The sequence below is a fragment of the Ruegeria sp. BHSC276 genome, from assembly GCF_059612945.1.
This window is the reverse complement of record NZ_JBXWRP010000008.1, coordinates 23,183-40,590: the sequence shown is the minus strand read 5'-3', so window position 1 is coordinate 40,590 and position 17,408 is coordinate 23,183. Positions and strand designations below refer to the sequence as shown.

Here is a 17,408-nt window from a genome sequence, read left to right as displayed (position 1 = left end):
TTTCAGCTGCTCAAACAGGCGCGCGAAGCCAGTCTGCGTCAAAGACGACCCGATCCAGCCCGGCAAACCGGCGCACCCGGTCCAGCTCGGCCTCGAGCCGCCGGGTGCGGGCGTGCGACCACCGGACCCCGCGCTCGGGCCACAGGGCGCGGACCCGCAAGGTGCCTTCGTCGCGATGGGCCTTCATGTCGATCCGTCCGATCAGACGGTCTTTCTCGAGCAGCGGAAAGACGTAGTACCCATAGGTGCGCTTGGCCTCGGGCACGAAGACCTCGATCCGGTAGTGGAAGCCGAACAGGCGCTGGGCGCGGTTGCGGTCGCGCAGCATCGGGTCGAACGGGCTGAGCACACGGATCCGCCCCGGCGCGGGGGCAGGGTCGGCAGCCCGGTCCGTTAGATCGGGCCGCGCAAACACGCGACGCATTCGACCATCGGCACATTCCACCTCGATTTCCTGCAGATCACCCCGTGTCAGAGCCTGTTTGCACCACTCTTTCGCCTCGGCAGGGGTGACCGTATCCCAAAAGGCGGCCAGTTCGCCCGAGGTGGCAAAGCCCAACCGGTCGAGCGCCGCGCGGCACAGCCAGTCCACCGTCGCGTGATGGTCGCACTCCATCACGCCGGGGCATAGATGGGTATCGATCACGCGCTCGGTCAGGTCGTATTGCTTTTGAAACCCTCGGCGCCCCACCACCGTCAGCGCGCCCGAGCGCCATAGGTATTCCAGCGCCGTTTTCGAGGGATGCCAATCCCACCAGCCGCCCGAGCTCTTTTTCTCATCCTGACCCAGATCGGCCGAGCATACCGGGCCATGGTCGCGGATGTGCCGCAGCACGGTCTCGAACTGCTGTTCGAACCCGTCGCGCCGCCAGTTGCGCCAGCGGGCCCGCAGCATCTCGGCGTCGCGCTGGAAGCGCAGATGCCAATGCGGATAGAACGCCATCGGGATCGCGGCGGCGTCGTGGGTCCAGTGTTCGAACAGGCCGCGGTCGCGCTCGTACAAGCGCTTGAGGTCGTTCGGCCGATAGGACGGGCGGCGCGAGAACAGGATCATGTCATGAGCGCGGGCAACGGTGTTGATGCTGTCGAGCTGCACGAACCCCAGCCGGTGGATCAGGTGCAGCAGGTCGGGCCCCTTGGCCGGACCTGCGGGTTGTTCCGCCAGCGCGTGGCGGTCCATGAACAACGCACGGGCGGTTCGGTTGTCCAGCCGGGGTCGCGCGGGTGCCTCAGCGCCGCTTGAGCGTGTCGCCATAGCTGATCTTGGGCGTAAGGGTGATGCGGGTCTCGATCTCGGCGTCGGGATCGGCCCGCTTGGCGGCGATGATTTCGGCCGCCTTGCGCCCGATTTCCAATCGGCAGGCATCCATCGTCGCCAGCTTGCGCGGCAGACCCTGCAGCAGTTCAACGTTGTTGAATCCGGCCAGACCGATCTGCCCGGGCACATCGATACCTTGCTCAAGCAGGTACAGCAGCCCGCCTGCGCCGATCATGTCGTTGGAGTAATACAGGAAATCCAGATCCGGGGAGCGTTCGAGCATGGCTTTGGTCATCTCGCGCCCCTTGGCCAGGGCCGAACCGCCGGAATAGAACTCTCGGTCCTCGATCTCGATTCCGTGCTTGCCCAGAACTTCGGTGAAGCCCTCGAACCGTTTGCGCGCGCGGTGGTCCAACGGCATCTTGGTGCCCATGAAGCCGATATGCTGATACCCGGCCTTCAGGATCGCCTGCGCCATCTCGCGCCCGGCCCGGCGATGCGAAATGCCCACCATCGCGTCCACAGGCTTGCCGTCCGTATCCATGATCTCGACCACCGGAATGCCCGCCGAATCCAGCATGGCCCGCGCGGCCTCGGTGTGTTCCAGCCCGGCGATGATCACGCCCGAGGGACGCCACGAGAGCATCTCGTACAGAACCTTCTCCTCTTTTTCCGGCAGATAGTCGGTGACGCCGACCACGGGCTGCAGCTCGGTATCCTCGAGCACCTGGTTGATGCCGGTCAGCACCTCGGGGAAGACCATGTTCGACAGCGACGGGATGATCACCGCCACTAGGTTCACCCGGCTCGAGGCCAGTGCACCGGCGATCTTGTTGGGCACGTACCCCAGCTCTTTCGCGGCGGCCAGAACCCGGGTTCGGGTGGCCTCGGACACATCGCCCCGATTGCGCAGGACCCGGCTGACCGTCATTTCCGACACACCGGATGCTTCAGAGACATCACGGAGGGTAAGCGGGCGTTTCGTTTCTGTTGTCACCGGGGATACCTGCATTGTTGTTTACCCCGATGCTAGCGCGAACGGGGCAATCTGTTCAACTGTTGTGCAAAGGTCATGACAAGCGGGAAAAACCCGGCTAGAGAAGGCGCCGCGCGGCCCCGTGGCTCAACTGGATAGAGCAGCCCCCTCCTAAGGGGCAGGTTGCAGGTTCGAATCCTGCCGGGGTCGCCATAAAAATCAAAATGTTGTCAAAATAGCCAACTGTCCGCGCAAAAGAACGAAATAGAGCGCGCAAGGTGGTTGGCCGGATGGTGCGATAGCCGGCTTTCCGCAGGAAATATAGATTAAAAACAATGGGTTGAGAGGAATCATCTTGCGCTCGAGCTGCTCGCCATCCGCTCCCCGTCACCCCCTGATTTGACACGTCGCCCCGGATTGCGCCACTGGAGCCATGCAGGCTCCGAAACCCTTCAGACCCACCCCCACTACCATGACGGTGTGGCGGGCTCCGCCCGTGTCCGGTTCGATCACCAGCGCATCTTGAGCCGCCAGTCCGATAGAACAATGATTTCCCGATCAACAAGCCTGTGTGGCCACATCAAGACAGCTTGCGGTAATACCGCGTTTTGGGAAATTTTTCGTTATAGGGGAATGGTGCCCAGGAGAGGACTCGAACCTCCACGTCCATACGGACACTAGCACCTGAAGCTAGCGCGTCTACCAATTCCGCCACCTGGGCAGGTGTCGTGGAGGGGCGTTTAAGCCTAGTCGCGGGGGGCGTCAACAGGATTCGAACAGATTTTTGAAAGTTTTTTTGCCGCCGCCGAAATCGGTTCGGGACCCCTGGGTCAAATGCGGGGTTTTCGTCGCTTGCGCGGCGTTATTGCGCCTTGTTTGCAGCGCTTGCGGACGTTAGATCACATCAAGACCCACACAGTAGGAGCGCTGTCATGTCCAAACTGGTCACGATTTTCGGTGGATCGGGATTCGTCGGTCGCTATGTCGCGCGGCGCATGGCGAATGAAGGGTGGCGCGTCCGCGTCGCGGTTCGGCGCCCGAACGAGGCCATTTTCGTCAAGACCTATGGCGTCGTGGGGCAGGTCGAGCCGATCCTGTGCAACATCCGCGACGACGCTTCGGTAGCAAATGCAATGCGGGGCGCGGATGCGGTGGTGAACTGCGTCGGTGTTCTGAACGATTTGGGCAAGAACGGCTTTGAGGCGGTGCAGGCCGAAGGGGCCGAGCGGATCGCGCGTCTGGCCGCGCAGCAGGGAATCAAGCGGATGGTGCATATTTCGGCCATAGGCGCGGATCCCGATTCCGACAGCGAATACGCGCGCACCAAGGCACAGGGCGAGGCCGGCGTTCTGACCCATATGCCCGACGCCGTCATCCTGCGGCCCTCGGTGATCTTCGGGCCCGAGGATCAGTTCTTCAACCGGTTCGCGGGAATGACCCGGATGTCGCCGTTTCTGCCGATTTTCGGTGCCGACACCCGGTTCCAGCCGGTCTATGTGGATGACGTGGCGCAGGCCGCGATCAAGGGCGTGTTGGTGCAGGCCGAGCCGGGGAACTACGAGCTGGGCGGCCCCGAGGTCAAAACCTTCCGCGAGCTGATGCAGCAGATGCTTGGGGTGATCCACCGCAGCCGTATCATCATCGGCCTGCCGTTCTGGGTGGGGCGGATCATGGCCGGGGTTCTGGACATCGTGAAATTCGTCAGCTTCCAGCTGTTTCCGAACAACATCCTGACCCGCGACCAACTGAAGAATCTGCGCCGCGACAATGTCTTGTCGGAGGGGGCGAAAGGTTTCGCCGATCTGGGGATCGAGCCGGCCACGCTTGAATCGGTGCTGCCGGAATACCTGTGGAAGTTCCGCCCGTCGGGACAGTACGACGAGATCCAGAACTCGGCCCGAAACCTGCGGGCCTGATCAGCCGTAAGCGATGCTCAGCAGGACAACGCCCAGGATCACGCGATAGATCACATAGGGCGTGAAGCTGACGCTGCGCAACAGCCGCATCATCAGGCTTAGCGCCAGCAGGGCCGAGACGAAGGCGAACACGGCGGCAATCGCGCTGTCCTTGGCCAGTTGGGTATCGGCCTGATCGATCACGTCCAGCGACAGCAGAGCACCCGAGGCGAGGATCGTCGGGATCGACATCAGCATCGCGATGCGCGCGCCGTCCTCGCGGGTATAGCCCAGATGGCGCGCGCCGGTGATGCAGATCCCCGACCGCGAGGTGCCGGGAATCAGCGCCAGAACCTGCCACAGGCCCAAGATCACCGCATCGCGCAACCCCCAGTCGGCGGCCTCTTTGGTCTGGGGGCCTTTCTGGTCCATCCAGTACAGCAGCAGCCCGAAGCCCAGCATCGTCCATCCGATCACCGCCACGGACCGCATCGCGCTGCTGAGCCCGGTCAGGTGCAGGATGGCACCGACGATGACGGTCGGGATGGTGGCCACGATCAAGGCCAAGGTCAATCGCGATTGCGGGGTGTCGATGCGTCCGCGCAACGCACGGGGCAGGCCTGCAAGGGCCAGCTTAACGTCGCTCCAGAAATACAGAACCACCGCGCCCAAGGTGCCCACATGCACCGCCACGTCGATGGCCAGGCCCTGATCGTCCATCCCGGTGAGGCTGGGTAGCAAGATCAGGTGGCCCGAGGACGAGATCGGTAGAAACTCGGTGATACCTTGGATGATCGCCACCAGAATCAGCTGAAAAAGACTCATCCGCACACCTGCCCGCTGTCACGTTTTCTTTGTCCGCAATGGGTATAACTGGCATGATGAAAAGGAAAGCGCCGAGATGGGTCCGAAGCGGACATAAAAAACAAAAAAATCTGGGTGCTCACGGCGCATTTCCAGCATTTTTTTGAATTTAGGTCAGTACAGTTGACTTTTCATTCGAAAAGCTGTCGCCTAAAGAAACTCGACCAAGCCAATTCATGGAGTCTGACCGTGGCCAAGCAACCGATGCTGAAATTCGTGCAGATCGATCGTAACATGCCCCAAAAGCGTGCTGCTGATGACCGCAAGGATGACTTCCACGAAATCTATGCCGAGTTCGCCGCGGAAAAGGCCGCCGAACAGGCCAGCCGTTGCAGCCAGTGTGGGGTGCCCTATTGCCAGTCGCACTGCCCGCTGCACAACAACATCCCCGACTGGTTGCGCCTGACCGCAACGGGGCGGCTGGAGGAGGCCTATCAGACCAGCCAGGCCACCAACACCTTCCCCGAGATCTGCGGTCGCATCTGCCCGCAGGACCGCCTGTGCGAGGGCAACTGCGTCATTGAACAATCCGGCCACGGAACGGTGACCATCGGCGCGATCGAAAAATACATCACCGACACCGCGTGGGACAAAGGTTGGGTCAAGCCGGTCTCGCCAGCCGCCGAGCGCCCCGAAAGCGTGGGTATCATCGGTGGCGGCCCCGGCGGTCTGGCGGCGGCGGACATGCTGCGCCGGGCCGGGATCCAGGTCACGGTCTATGATCGCTATGACCGCGCGGGCGGGTTGCTGATGTATGGCATTCCGGGCTTCAAACTGGAAAAGGACGTGGTTCAACGCCGCAACGAGCTGTTGGCCGAGGGTGGCGTGACCTTTGAGTTGAACTGCAACGTGGATGCGGCCAAGTTCGCCGAGATCCGCGCCAAGCATGACGCCGTGATCATTGCAACGGGCGTCTACAAGTCGCGGGATCTGTCCATGCCCGGCAGCGGTCTGCCCGGCATCGAAAAGGCGATCGATTTCCTGACTGCCTCGAACCGCAAAAGCTTTGGTGACACGGTGCCGGAATATGACAGCGGTCGTCTGAACGCCAAGGGCAAGAAGGTGGTCGTGATCGGCGGCGGCGATACCGCGATGGATTGCGTGCGCACCGCGATCCGCGAAGGCGCGACCTCAGTCAAATGTCTGTATCGCCGCGACCGGGCGAACATGCCAGGTTCGCAGCGCGAAACCCAGAACGCCGAGGAAGAGGGCGTAATCTTCGAATGGCTCAGCGCGCCCAAGGGGTTCGTGGGCGATGAGCGCGTTACCGGTGTAATAGTGCAGAAGATGCGCCTGGGCCAACCCGACGCGACTGGCCGCCAAACGCCCGAAGTAATCGAAGGCGCGGATTACGTCGAAGAGGCCGATCTGGTCATCAAGGCGCTGGGCTTCGAGCCCGAGGACCTGCCCACCCTGTTCGGCCAGCCCGACCTGCCCGTGACCCGCTGGGGCACCATCAAAGCCGCGTTCGAGACCGGCGAGACCGAGATGGACGGCGTCTATGCCATCGGTGACATCGTGCGCGGTGCCTCGCTGGTGGTCTGGGCGATCCGCGACGGGCGTGACTGCGCGCAGGCCATCATCGACCGGTTCAACGGCAAGGCCGCGCTTGCGGCCGAGTGACACCGCAGCCCAGCGACAGGAGCGACAGGATGCCCGAATTGCAAGGCCAATGCATGTGCGGCGCGGTCACCGTGACCGCGACCCCCGCCCGCGACGCGCTGGGCGCCTGCCATTGCGACATGTGCCGCCGCTGGACCAGCAGTGTGCTGGTCACCTTTCCGGCACAGCCGGGCTATGCGGCGCTGGGGCCGGTCAAGACCTTCACCTCGTCAGACTGGGCCGAACGCGCCTTCTGCGAGGAGTGCGGCTCGGCCCTGTGGTACCGGATCACCCTGCCGGGCGAGATGCACGGCCAGACACAGATCGCGGCCGGCCTGTTCGACAACGCGGCCGGCAACACGCTCAAACTTGAACTCTACATCGACAAGAAGCCCGAGGGTTACGCGTTCGCAGGTGAACGCCGCCATATGACCGAAGCCGAGGTCATGGCCATGTACGCCCCGTCGGAAGAAGGAGACAGCCAATGACGAAATATGATGCCGATTGGGTCCGGGCCGAGGAAGCCAAGCGCAAGTGGATGGCCGAAAACGGTCTCTATTCCGAGCAGGAAGAGCATTCCTCGTGCGGGGTCGGCCTGGTGGTTTCGGTTGACGGCAAGAAAAGCCGCAAGGTGGTCGAGGCCGGGATCGATGCGCTCAAGGCAATCTGGCACCGCGGTGCGGTGGATGCCGACGGCAAGACCGGCGACGGCGCGGGCATCCATGTGCAGATCCCGGCCCCCTTCTTCTATGACCAGATCCGCCGCACCGGGCACGAGCCCAAGATGGACCAGCTGATCGCTGTGGGGCAGGTGTTCTTGCCACGCACCGATTTCGGCGCGCAGGAGCGCTGCCGGACCATCGTGGAAACCGAAGTTCTGCGGATGGGTTACTACATCTATGGCTGGCGCCACGTGCCGGTGGATGTCACCTGCCTGGGCGAAAAGGCCAACGCGACCCGGCCCGAGATCGAGCAGATCCTGATCTCGAATTCCAAGGGCGTTGACGAGGACACGTTCGAGCGCGAGCTGTACGTCATCCGCCGCCGGATCGAGAAAGCCGCCGCCGCCGCGGGGATTTCAGGTCTGTATCTGGCCTCGCTCAGCTGCCGGTCGATCATCTACAAGGGCATGATGCTGGCCGAGCAGGTCGCCGTGTTCTACCCCGACCTGATGGACGACCGTTTCGAGTCGGCCTTTGCGATCTATCACCAGCGCTATTCCACCAACACCTTCCCGCAATGGTGGCTGGCGCAGCCATTCCGCATGCTGGCCCACAATGGCGAGATCAACACGCTGAAGGGCAACATCAACTGGATGAAAAGCCACGAGATCCGCATGGCCTCGGCAACCTTTGGCGACTATGCCGAAGACATCAAGCCGATCATCGCAGGCGGATCGTCGGATTCGGCGGCGCTAGACTCGGTGTTCGAGGTTCTGGTGCGCGCGGGCCGCTCGGCCCCGATGGCAAAGACGATGCTGGTGCCGGAAAGCTGGTCGAAACAGGCGGTGGAACTGCCGCAGTCCTGGCGCGACATGTATTCCTATTGCAACTCGGTGATGGAGCCGTGGGACGGCCCCGCCGCGCTGGCCATGACCGATGGCCGCTGGGTCTGCGCCGGGCTGGACCGCAACGGCCTGCGCCCGATGCGCTATGTGGTCACCGGCGACGGTCTGGTAATCGCCGGGTCCGAGGCGGGCATGGTCCCGATCGACGAGGCCAGCGTTGTCGAGAAAGGCGCGCTGGGTCCGGGCCAGATGCTGGCCGTCGATATGAAAAAGGGCAAGCTGTATCGCGACAAGCAGATCAAAGACAAGCTGGCCGCAGCCCTGCCGTTCGGCGAATGGGTCAGCAAGATCAACGATCTGGACGAAAAGCTGGCGAAGGTCGCCGAAAGGCCGCTGTTCACCGGTGAAGAGCTGCGCAAGCGCCAGATCGCGGCGGGCTACACGGTCGAAGAGCTGGAGCAGATCCTTGCCCCTATGGCCGAGGACGGCAAAGAGGCCATCGCCTCGATGGGCGACGATACGCCCTCGGCGGTTCTGTCCAAACAGTACCGACCGCTCAGCCATTTCTTCCGCCAGAATTTCAGCCAGGTGACCAACCCGCCGATCGACAGCCTGCGCGAATACCGTGTGATGTCGCTGAAGACACGGTTCGGCAACCTCAAGAACGTGCTGGACGAGGACAGCAGCCAGACCGAGATCATCGTGCTGGAAAGCCCCTTTGTCGGCAATGCTCAGTGGGAAGAACTGGTGGCGAATTTCGATGCGCCGCTGGCCGAGATCGACTGTACCTTCGAACCGGGTCCCGGCGCGCTGAGCGCCGCGCTGGCGCGAATCCGAGCCGAGGCGGAGGAGGCCGTGCGCTCGGGCGCGGGTCACTTGGTTCTGACCGATCAGTATTCCGGCCCCGGCAAAGTGGCGATGCCGATGATCTTGGCCACCAGCGCGGTTCATTCGCACTTGATCCGTCAGGGTCTGCGGACCTTCTGTTCGTTGAACGTACGCTCGGCGGAATGCATCGACCCGCATTATTTCGCGGTGCTGATCGGCTGTGGCGCGACCGTGGTCAACGCCTATCTGGCCGAGGATTCGCTCGCCGACCGGATCGAACGCGGGTTGCTGGAAGGCAGCCTGACCGAAACCGTCGCGCGTTACCGCGAGGCGATCGACCAGGGCCTGCTGAAGATCATGGCCAAGATGGGCATCTCGGTGATCTCGTCCTATCGCGGCGGCCTGAATTTCGAGGCCGTGGGACTGAGCCGCGCCATGGTGGCCGAATATTTCCCCGGCATGACGAGCCGGATTTCCGGCATCGGCGTCACCGGCATTCAGGCCAAGGCCGAGGAAATCCACGCCAAGGGCTGGGAGAGCGGCCTGGACGTTCTGCCCATCGGTGGGTTCTACAAGGCCCGCAAATCCGGTGAGACCCATGCGTGGGAAGCGACCTCGATGCACATGATGCAGATGGCCTGCAACCGCGCCTCGTACGAGCTGTGGAAGCAGTATTCGGCCAAGATGCAGGCGAACCCGCCGATCCATCTGCGCGACCTGATGGATTTCAAACCGCTGGGCAAGCCGATCCCGATCGAAGAGGTCGAATCGATCACCTCGATCCGCAAGCGGTTCGTCACGCCGGGCATGTCGCTGGGCGCGCTCAGCCCCGAGGCGCACAAGACGCTGAACGTGGCGATGAACCGGATCGGCGCGAAATCCGACTCGGGTGAAGGTGGGGAAGATCCCGCACATTTCGTGCCCGAGCCGAATGGCGACAACCCCTCGGCCAAGATCAAGCAGGTGGCCTCGGGCCGGTTCGGCGTGACCGCCGAATACCTCAACCACTGCGAAGAGTTGGAAATCAAGGTGGCCCAGGGCGCCAAGCCCGGCGAGGGCGGCCAGCTGCCCGGCATGAAGGTCACCGATCTGATCGCGCGCCTGCGTCACTCGACCAAGGGCGTGACCCTGATCTCGCCGCCGCCGCATCACGACATCTACTCGATCGAGGATCTGGCGCAGCTGATCTATGACCTGAAACAGATCAACCCGCGCTGCAAGGTGACTGTGAAACTGGTGGCGTCTTCGGGCGTGGGCACGATCGCCGCCGGGGTGGCCAAGGCCAAAGCCGACATCATCCTGATCTCGGGCCACAATGGCGGCACCGGGGCATCGCCCGCGACCAGCATCAAATATGCCGGCCTGCCGTGGGAAATGGGCCTGACCGAGGCGCATCAGGTTCTGGCGATGAACAACCTGCGCGACCGGGTGACCCTGCGCACCGATGGCGGCCTGCGCACCGGGCGCGACATCGTCATGGCCGCGATGATGGGGGCCGAGGAATACGGCATCGGCACCGCCGCCCTGATCGCGATGGGCTGCATCATGGTGCGCCAGTGCCAGTCGAACACCTGCCCAGTGGGCGTCTGTACGCAAGACGAATCCCTGCGCGCCAAGTTCACCGGCAATGCCGACAAGGTGGTTAACCTGATCACCTTCTACGCGCAGGAAGTGCGCGAGATTCTGGCCAGCATCGGCGCCCGGTCGCTGGACGAGATCATTGGTCGGGCCGATCTGTTGGCGCAGGTCAGCCGCGGGTCGGCGCATCTGGACGATCTGGACCTGAATCCGCTGCTGATCACCGTCGATGGCGCCCAGAACATCGTCTATGACCGCGACAAGCCCCGCAACGAGGTGCCCGACACGCTGGACGCCGAAATCGTGCGCGACGCGGCGCGGTTCCTGAAGGACGGCGAAAAGATGCAGCTGTCTTACGCGGTGCAGAACACGCACCGGACGGTGGGCACCCGGGTCTCGAGCCACATCGTGCAGAATTTCGGCATGCGCAACACGTTCCAGCCGGACCATCTGCATGTGAAATTGCAAGGCTCAGCCGGTCAGTCGCTGGGCGCCTTCGCCGCGCCGGGGCTCAAGCTCGAGGTGTCGGGCGACGCCAACGACTATGTGGGCAAGGGCCTGTCGGGCGGCACCATCGTCGTGCGCCCGCCGCAGGTCAGCCCGCTGCAGGCCGACCGGAACACGATCATCGGCAACACGGTTCTTTACGGCGCGACCGACGGGTACCTGTTCGCGGCTGGCCGGGCAGGCGAGCGGTTCGCCGTGCGCAACTCGGGGGCCAAGGTGGTGGTCGAGGGTTGCGGCTCGAACGGGTGCGAATACATGACCGGCGGGGTTGCGGTGATCTTGGGGGACATCGGCGCGAACTTTGGCGCGGGGATGACGGGCGGCATGGCCTATCTGTACGACCCCGAAGGCAAGGCGCAGCTTCTGATGAACATGGAAACCCTGGTGACCTCCCCCGTAACGGTCGAGCATTGGGAGATGCAGCTGAAATCGCTGATCGAGCGCCACGCCACGGAAACCGGCAGCCGCAAGGCCGCCGACATCCTGCAGCACTGGGACGTGGAAAAGGCCAATTTCCTGCAAATCTGCCCGAAAGAGATGCTGAACAAGCTGGCCTATCCGCTCAGCCACGAGGCGACGGCGGTTCCGGCCGAGTAACCCGGGCCGAACCCGAACAAGACCCGCGTGCCGCAGCCCGGCGCGCGGGTTCTTTGTTTTCATGCGGGCAGACGTCCGGGTGACCGCCCTCGCAGGCGGGGTTATGGGCGAATTGCGCCACAAAATCATCGTGAAATCGGGCCAATCGTTCGATAAGGTCGCAGAAATCGCAGGAGCCTTGGGAATGCCGACCACCTATCTCGATCAGTTTTTTATCATTGATCCCTTCAGCCCGCCTGCGGCAGGGACTGTTATGGTGGTCCAGAAATACAATCTGATCGATCAGAATGATGACGGAGACATCGACCGGTTCGACAATGACTCGGTCAACGGTCAGGATGTCACCAATTCGTGGCCCGGCGACACAGTCACGGTCAACGTGCCCGGCACGGGGAACGTGACTTACACCGGCATCACCTTCTATCTGGCCGATGGCAGCCGCGTGTTCACTCCGACGGATGGGCAGGTGCTGCAGCAGGGCACATTGGTGTCCACGTCATTCGTTTCTTCGCAAGGTCCCCTGACTGTGCCCGGTGAGCTGGGGCCGCCCTGTTTCACGCGCGATACGTTGATCGAGACGCCAAACGGCCCAACGCCGATTCAGGACCTGAGCGCCGGCGATCTGGTTCTGACCGTCGACAACGGTGCCAAACCGTTGCTGTGGGTCGGAAAGACCCGCGTGCCGGCCGTCGGAAAGACCGCACCGATCCGGTTTGCCGCCGGTGTTCTGGGGCTGGATCGGGAAACACTGGTTTCGCCGCAGCACCGGATGTTGATCGACGACTGGCGGGCCGAGTACTTCTATGGCTATCCCGAAATCCTGATCGCCGCGCATTGCCTTGTGAATGGCACCAGCGTGACCCGGGTCGAGGGTGGAGACGTTACCTATTACCATCTGTTGTTCGATCAGCACGAGATCGTGACGGCAAATGGTGCCAGAAGCGAAAGCTATTACCCCGGACATGCCCTGTCGCAATCCGACCGGGATACCTGCCGCGAGCTTTTCGATCTGTTCCCCGAACTCGACCGTGCGGATCTGGGCATGTTGAAGACCGCGCGCCCGGTCATCCGCCCACGCGATGCGCAGCTGTTCGGCTGACAAAGCCGTTCCAAAATTCGGCTGCGCGGCGTATAGCGGACCCATGGCGAAGAAAGCGGCCCGCAAGAGCAGCGGCAAAAAGAAACAGGCGACCCGGCCGAAAAAGACTCGGACGCTCCTGCCCCGTATGCGGCGATGGGTGGTGCGCGGCGCTTTGGCGGTTGCCGGCGTCTTTCTGGCGCTGGTGTTGATCTATTCGGTGGTGAACCCGCCGATCACCCACACGATCTGGTCGGAATGGCGCCGTCTGGGCAAGGTCGAGCGCGACTGGGTGCCGATCGAGGAGATTGCCCCGGTCATGGCCCGTGCGGCCGTGGCGGCCGAGGATGCCAATTTCTGCCTGCACTGGGGGTTCGACGTGAACGCCATCCGAGACGCGCTGGAGGATGGCGGCAACCGCGGCGCCTCGACCATCACGCAGCAGTTGGTGAAGAACGTGTTCCTGTGGCAGGGGCGCAGCTGGGTCCGCAAGGCGATGGAGACAGTGCTGACCCCGGTGGTCGAAATTTTCTGGAGCAAGAAGCGGATCCTCGAAGTCTATCTGAATGTGGCCGAAACCGGAGAGGGGCTATTCGGGGTCGAGGCTGCGGCGCGCCGCAATTTCGGTGTAAGCGCCGCGGAGCTGAGCCCAGTGCAGGCCGCCCGCCTGGCCGCGATCCTGCCCGCGCCGCGCGCGCGATCGGTGACGGACCCGTCGGTCTATACCCGCCGGCGGGCCGCCGCGATACTGGATGGGGCGGCCACCATCCGCGCAGATGGCCGCGCCGATTGTTTCGAGGATTGAAACCCTTGCCGCTCAGCGGCTATTGCTGAGCGGTATTCACTGGATCGAATGGACTCTCATGGCGCGTTTGTTTCACGTTCCCCTTTCCCCGTTTTGCCGAAAGGTCCGTCTGGCGCTGGCCGAAAAGAAGATCGAGGTTGAGCTGGTCTCCGAGAAATATTGGGAGAAGGATCCGGATTTCCTGCGTCGTAACCCGGCCGGAAAAGTCCCGGTTCTGCGGCTGGATGGGCGGATCATGGCAGAAAGCACCGCGATTTGTGAATATATCGAGGAAACCCGCCCGGACCCCGCCCTGATGCCCCGCAAACCCGAAGCCCGGTACGAGGTGCGCCGTCTGGTCAACTGGTTCGACGACAAGTTCCACCATGAGGTGACGTCGAAGCTGTTGTACGAACGGGTGAACAAGAAGATGACCGGGCAGGGCTATCCGGACAGCAGGAATGTGAAAGAGGGCGCGCGGGCTATCAAGTTCCACCTGGACTACATGGCCTGGCTGCTGGATCAGCGGCGCTGGCTGGCGGGGGATCAGATGACCTTGGCCGATTTTGCAGCTGCGGCGCACCTTTCGGCGCTGGACTATATTTCAGACGTGGACTGGAACCGCAGCCAGGTGGTCAAGGACTGGTACGCCAAGATCAAATCACGCCCGGCATTCCGATCGATCCTTGCGGACCAAGTACCGGGATTCCGCCCGCCTGCCCATTACGCTGACCTTGATTTCTGATAGGTTGGCTCAGGGGGCTGTCTGCCCCCTCTTGGCCCGTTGGGCCAATTCACCCCCGAGGATATTTTGGGCCAGATGAACAGCGCGACAGCATTGAAGGACAGGTTGGTGGCGCAGGCCCGGGCCGAGGGGTTCGTGTCGTGCCGGATCTGCCGCCCGTGGGACGTACCGGAGGTGCCTGCGCGGTTGGCCGCCTTTCTGGCGGCGGGCTATCACGGGCAAATGGGTTGGATGGCCGAGCGGACCCATTGGCGGGGGGATCCGGCGAAGCTGTGGCCCGAGGCGCGCTCGGTCATCATGCTGGCCGAGAGTTACACGCCGGATCATGATCCGACCGAGGTTCTGGGGCGACCCGATCGCGGGGCGATCTCGGTCTATGCGCAGAACAGGGATTACCACGATCTGGTCAAGAAGCGGCTGAAGCGGCTGGCCCGATGGCTGATTGCCGAGGCTGGCGGCGAGGTAAAGGTGTTCGTCGATACCGCGCCGGTGCCCGAGAAAGCACTGGGCCATGCGGCCGGGCTGGGGTGGCAGGGCAAACATACCAATCTGGTCAGCCGCGATTGGGGCAATTGGGCCTTTTTAGGGTCTGTTTTCACCACTCTGAACCTGCCGGCAGATCCACCGGAAGTGGATCATTGCGGGTCGTGTCGGGCCTGTCTGGATGCCTGTCCGACGGATGCTTTCCCGGCACCCTATCAGTTGGATGCGCGGCGCTGCATTTCCTATCTGACCATCGAGCACAAGGGGCCGGTGGATCAAAAGCTGCGCGGCAAGCTGGGCAACCGGATCTATGGCTGTGATGATTGCTTGGCCGCTTGTCCGTGGAACAAGTTCGCGGTGGCGGCCAGCGACATCCGCTATGCCGCGCGCAAAGACCTGATGGCGCCGCCGCTGGCGGAATTGGCCGGGTTGGACGATGCGGCGTTCCGGGACAAGTTCTCGGGGTCTCCGATCAAGCGGATCGGGCGCGACCGGTTCGTGCGCAACGTTCTGTATGCCATCGGCAATTCCGGGTCGGCCGAGTTGATTCCGGTCGCGCAGGCGCTGACCGAGGATCCCGATCCGACGGTGGCCGACGCGGCGCGCTGGGCGGTCGAACAACTGTCGTGAATGCCGCAAACAGGCTGGACGCGTCGGTTCAATCCGCTACACCCGTGACTGCGAACAGGATGGAGACCCCGATGGCGTTGGCTTTGGGCGTGGATACCGGTGGAACCTACACCGATGCGGTGCTGATCCGGGACGAGGAAGAGGTGATCGCCTCGGCCAAGTCCCTGACCACGCGCGAGGATCTTGCGATCGGCGTCGGGCGGGCGATCCAGGCGGTGCTGGACCGGGCGCAGGTCGCACCCGGCCAGATCTCGATGGCGTCGCTGTCGACGACGCTGGCCACGAACGCGCTGGTCGAGGGGCAGGGCGGGCGCGTTGCGCTGATATATGTTGGGTTTCGGGATGGTGATCTGGACAGGCATGGGCTGCGCGATGCGCTGAAGGGCGACCCGGCGCTGGTGATCGCGGGCGGGCACAGCCATGCCGGGGCCGAGGCCGCGCCGTTGGATACAAGGGCGTTGACCGAATTTCTGGACCAGCAGTCCGGGATTTCCGGGTTTGCGGTCGCGGCCCAGTTCGCCACGCGCAACCCCGCGCATGAGCTTGAGGTTGCGCGGATCATCACCGAGAAGACCGGCGCGCCTGTGACCTGCTCGCATCAGTTGTCGGCCAAGCTGAACGGGCCGAAACGTGCGGTGACGGCGGTGCTGAACGCGCGTCTGATCGGAATGATCGACCGCCTGATCGGCCGGGCTCAGGATGTTCTGCACGAGCTGGGCATCGACGCGCCGATGATGGTGGTGCGTGGGGACGGAGCCTTGATGAGCGCCGAGCAGGCGCGGGAACGGCCGATCGAGACCATCCTCAGCGGTCCGGCGGCCTCGATCGTGGGCGCGCGGTGGCTGACCGGAGTTCAGGACGCGCTGGTTTCGGATATCGGAGGGACGACGACCGATGTGGCGCTGATCCGCGATGGTAAACCCGCGATCGACCCGGCGGGCGCCCGGGTTGGCGGGTTCCGCACCATGGTCGAGGCGGTGGCGATGCGCACTCATGGTCTGGGCGGTGACAGCCAGGTGCATGTGGTGACCGAGGGCCTGCGCGGCGGCGTTTTCCTCGGTCCGCGCCGGGTGCTGCCGGTGTCTCTGATCGCGGCCCAGGCGCCCGAAGTGGTCCATGCCGCTCTGGACGAGCAGTTGCGCGCGACCACGGTGGGCGAGCACGATACCCGTTTCGCCCGCCGTGTGCCCGGCATCCACGCCGAGGGTCTGGGTCCGCGCGAGGCGGGGCTGTTGGAGCGGCTGGGGGACAAGGTTCTGGCCCTGAGCGCCCTGTTGCGCACCCGGATGGAAAACGGTGCTCTGACCCGGCTGGTGGACCGCGGGATCGTTCAGGTCTCGGGGGTGACGCCGTCGGATGCCAGCCACGTTCTGGGGCGTCTGTCCGATTGGGATGCCGATGCCGCGCGCAAGGCGCTGGAGTTGATTGCGCGCCGGCGTGTGGGGTCGGGCGACCGACTGGCGGGCTCGGCCGATGAACTGGCCGGGATGATCGTGGATCAGTTGACCGAACAGACCGTTTTGACCTTGTTAGAGACTGCTTTTGCAGAAGAGGCCGAGGCGTTCGGCCTGCCGCCCGAGGATCTGGCGCGCCATGTGCTGACCCGGCGGGGCTTGCGCGGGCATCGCGGTCTGCTGGCGCTGGATACGAAGATGAACGTGGATGTGGTCGGGCTGGGGGCCTCGGCGCCAAGCTATTACCCGGCGGTCGGTGAGCGGCTGCGCTGTACCATGGTGCTGCCCGACCATGCCGGGGTGGCTAATGCGATCGGGGCCGTCGTGGGGCGGTTGACCATGCGCCGGGCGGGCACGGTGACCGCTCCGTCCGAAGGCCGGTACCGCGTGCATCTGAACGACGGGCCGCAGGATTTCCCAACGCCCGAACCCGCGCTGGACCTGCTGGAGGCTGAACTGCGGCGCGAGACCGAAAGCGCCGTGCGCGAGGCCGGTGCCCAGGATGTCCGCGTGATCGTCAACCGCGACATCCGCACCGCCCGGATCGAGGGCAAGGATGTATTTGTCGAGGCGATGCTGACCGTCGAAGCCAGCGGCCGCCCGCGGATGGCCGTCGGCTGAC

The 17,408-nt window shown here is 63.6% G+C and carries 12 protein-coding genes and 2 tRNA genes; 10 read left to right on the top strand and 4 right to left on the bottom strand.

Translation table 11 applies throughout. The features are described 5' to 3' along the window. Nucleotides 1-10: 10 nt before the first annotated feature. Together AC2FMD_RS14260 and AC2FMD_RS14255 are read right to left on the bottom strand one after the other, a co-directional pair. Nucleotides 11-1,255: a winged helix-turn-helix domain-containing protein gene (locus AC2FMD_RS14260; protein ID WP_496795141.1), complete on the bottom strand. Its 1,245-nt coding sequence runs from the start codon at nt 1,253-1,255 to the stop codon at nt 11-13. Continuing rightward, nucleotides 1,230-2,255 (bottom strand): LacI family DNA-binding transcriptional regulator, encoded by a 1,026-nt coding sequence (locus AC2FMD_RS14255; protein WP_496687741.1) that lies wholly within the window; start codon nt 2,253-2,255, stop codon nt 1,230-1,232. The genes AC2FMD_RS14260 and AC2FMD_RS14255 overlap by 26 nt, the downstream gene beginning before the upstream one ends. Before the next feature lie 115 nt (nt 2,256-2,370). Here AC2FMD_RS14255 and AC2FMD_RS14250 point away from each other — a divergent pair. Then, nucleotides 2,371-2,447, top strand: a tRNA-Arg gene (locus AC2FMD_RS14250). A 421-nt stretch (nt 2,448-2,868) separates the two neighbouring features. Here the strand turns inward: AC2FMD_RS14250 and AC2FMD_RS14245 are convergent. After that, a tRNA-Leu gene (locus AC2FMD_RS14245) sits at nt 2,869-2,955 on the bottom strand. 211 nt (nt 2,956-3,166) lie between these two features. On the opposite strand from AC2FMD_RS14245, the gene AC2FMD_RS14240 reads away from it, so the two are divergent. Next, nucleotides 3,167-4,150, top strand: a complete 984-nt coding sequence (locus AC2FMD_RS14240) for a complex I NDUFA9 subunit family protein (RefSeq protein ID WP_496795140.1) — start codon at nt 3,167-3,169, stop codon at nt 4,148-4,150. On the opposite strand, the gene AC2FMD_RS14235 is transcribed toward AC2FMD_RS14240, so the two are convergent. Further along, nucleotides 4,151-4,954 (bottom strand): undecaprenyl-diphosphate phosphatase, encoded by an 804-nt coding sequence (locus tag AC2FMD_RS14235; RefSeq protein ID WP_496743003.1) that lies wholly within the window; start codon nt 4,952-4,954, stop codon nt 4,151-4,153. It lies immediately after the preceding gene. A gap of 228 nt (nt 4,955-5,182) precedes the next feature. Here AC2FMD_RS14235 and AC2FMD_RS14230 point away from each other — a divergent pair, with 228 nt between their 5' ends. The 8 genes from AC2FMD_RS14230 to AC2FMD_RS14195 all read left to right on the top strand — a co-directional run bounded on the left by AC2FMD_RS14230 (nt 5,183) and on the right by AC2FMD_RS14195 (nt 17,407). After that, nucleotides 5,183-6,616 (top strand): NAD(P)-dependent oxidoreductase, encoded by a 1,434-nt coding sequence (locus AC2FMD_RS14230; RefSeq protein ID WP_496743002.1) that lies wholly within the window; start codon nt 5,183-5,185, stop codon nt 6,614-6,616. A 29-nt stretch (nt 6,617-6,645) separates the two neighbouring features. Beyond that, nucleotides 6,646-7,083 (top strand): GFA family protein, encoded by a 438-nt coding sequence (locus tag AC2FMD_RS14225; RefSeq protein WP_496743000.1) that lies wholly within the window; start codon nt 6,646-6,648, stop codon nt 7,081-7,083. Further along, nucleotides 7,080-11,612, top strand: coding sequence for a glutamate synthase large subunit (gene gltB, locus AC2FMD_RS14220; RefSeq protein ID WP_496795139.1), 4,533 nt, complete (start codon nt 7,080-7,082; stop codon nt 11,610-11,612). Before AC2FMD_RS14225 ends, gltB begins: the two co-directional genes overlap by 4 nt. A 253-nt stretch (nt 11,613-11,865) precedes the next feature. Beyond that, nucleotides 11,866-12,711 carry a Hint domain-containing protein gene (locus AC2FMD_RS14215; protein ID WP_496795138.1) on the top strand — a complete coding sequence of 282 codons (846 nt, stop codon included), beginning with the start codon at nt 11,866-11,868 and terminating at the stop codon, nt 12,709-12,711. A gap of 43 nt (nt 12,712-12,754) precedes the next feature. Next, complete coding sequence (mtgA, locus tag AC2FMD_RS14210; protein WP_496742995.1) at nt 12,755-13,495, top strand: monofunctional biosynthetic peptidoglycan transglycosylase; 741 nt, start codon at nt 12,755-12,757, stop codon at nt 13,493-13,495. Nucleotides 13,496-13,553: 58 nt separating this feature from the next. Further along, complete coding sequence (gene fzlA / locus AC2FMD_RS14205; protein ID WP_496683184.1) at nt 13,554-14,219, top strand: FtsZ-binding protein FzlA; 666 nt, start codon at nt 13,554-13,556, stop codon at nt 14,217-14,219. A 75-nt stretch (nt 14,220-14,294) separates the two neighbouring features. Then, nucleotides 14,295-15,332 (top strand): tRNA epoxyqueuosine(34) reductase QueG, encoded by a 1,038-nt coding sequence (gene queG / locus AC2FMD_RS14200; protein WP_496683182.1) that lies wholly within the window; start codon nt 14,295-14,297, stop codon nt 15,330-15,332. Nucleotides 15,333-15,403: 71 nt separating this feature from the next. Further along, nucleotides 15,404-17,407, top strand: a complete 2,004-nt coding sequence (locus AC2FMD_RS14195) for a hydantoinase/oxoprolinase N-terminal domain-containing protein (RefSeq protein ID WP_496742994.1) — start codon at nt 15,404-15,406, stop codon at nt 17,405-17,407. Nucleotide 17,408 lies beyond the last annotated feature (1 nt).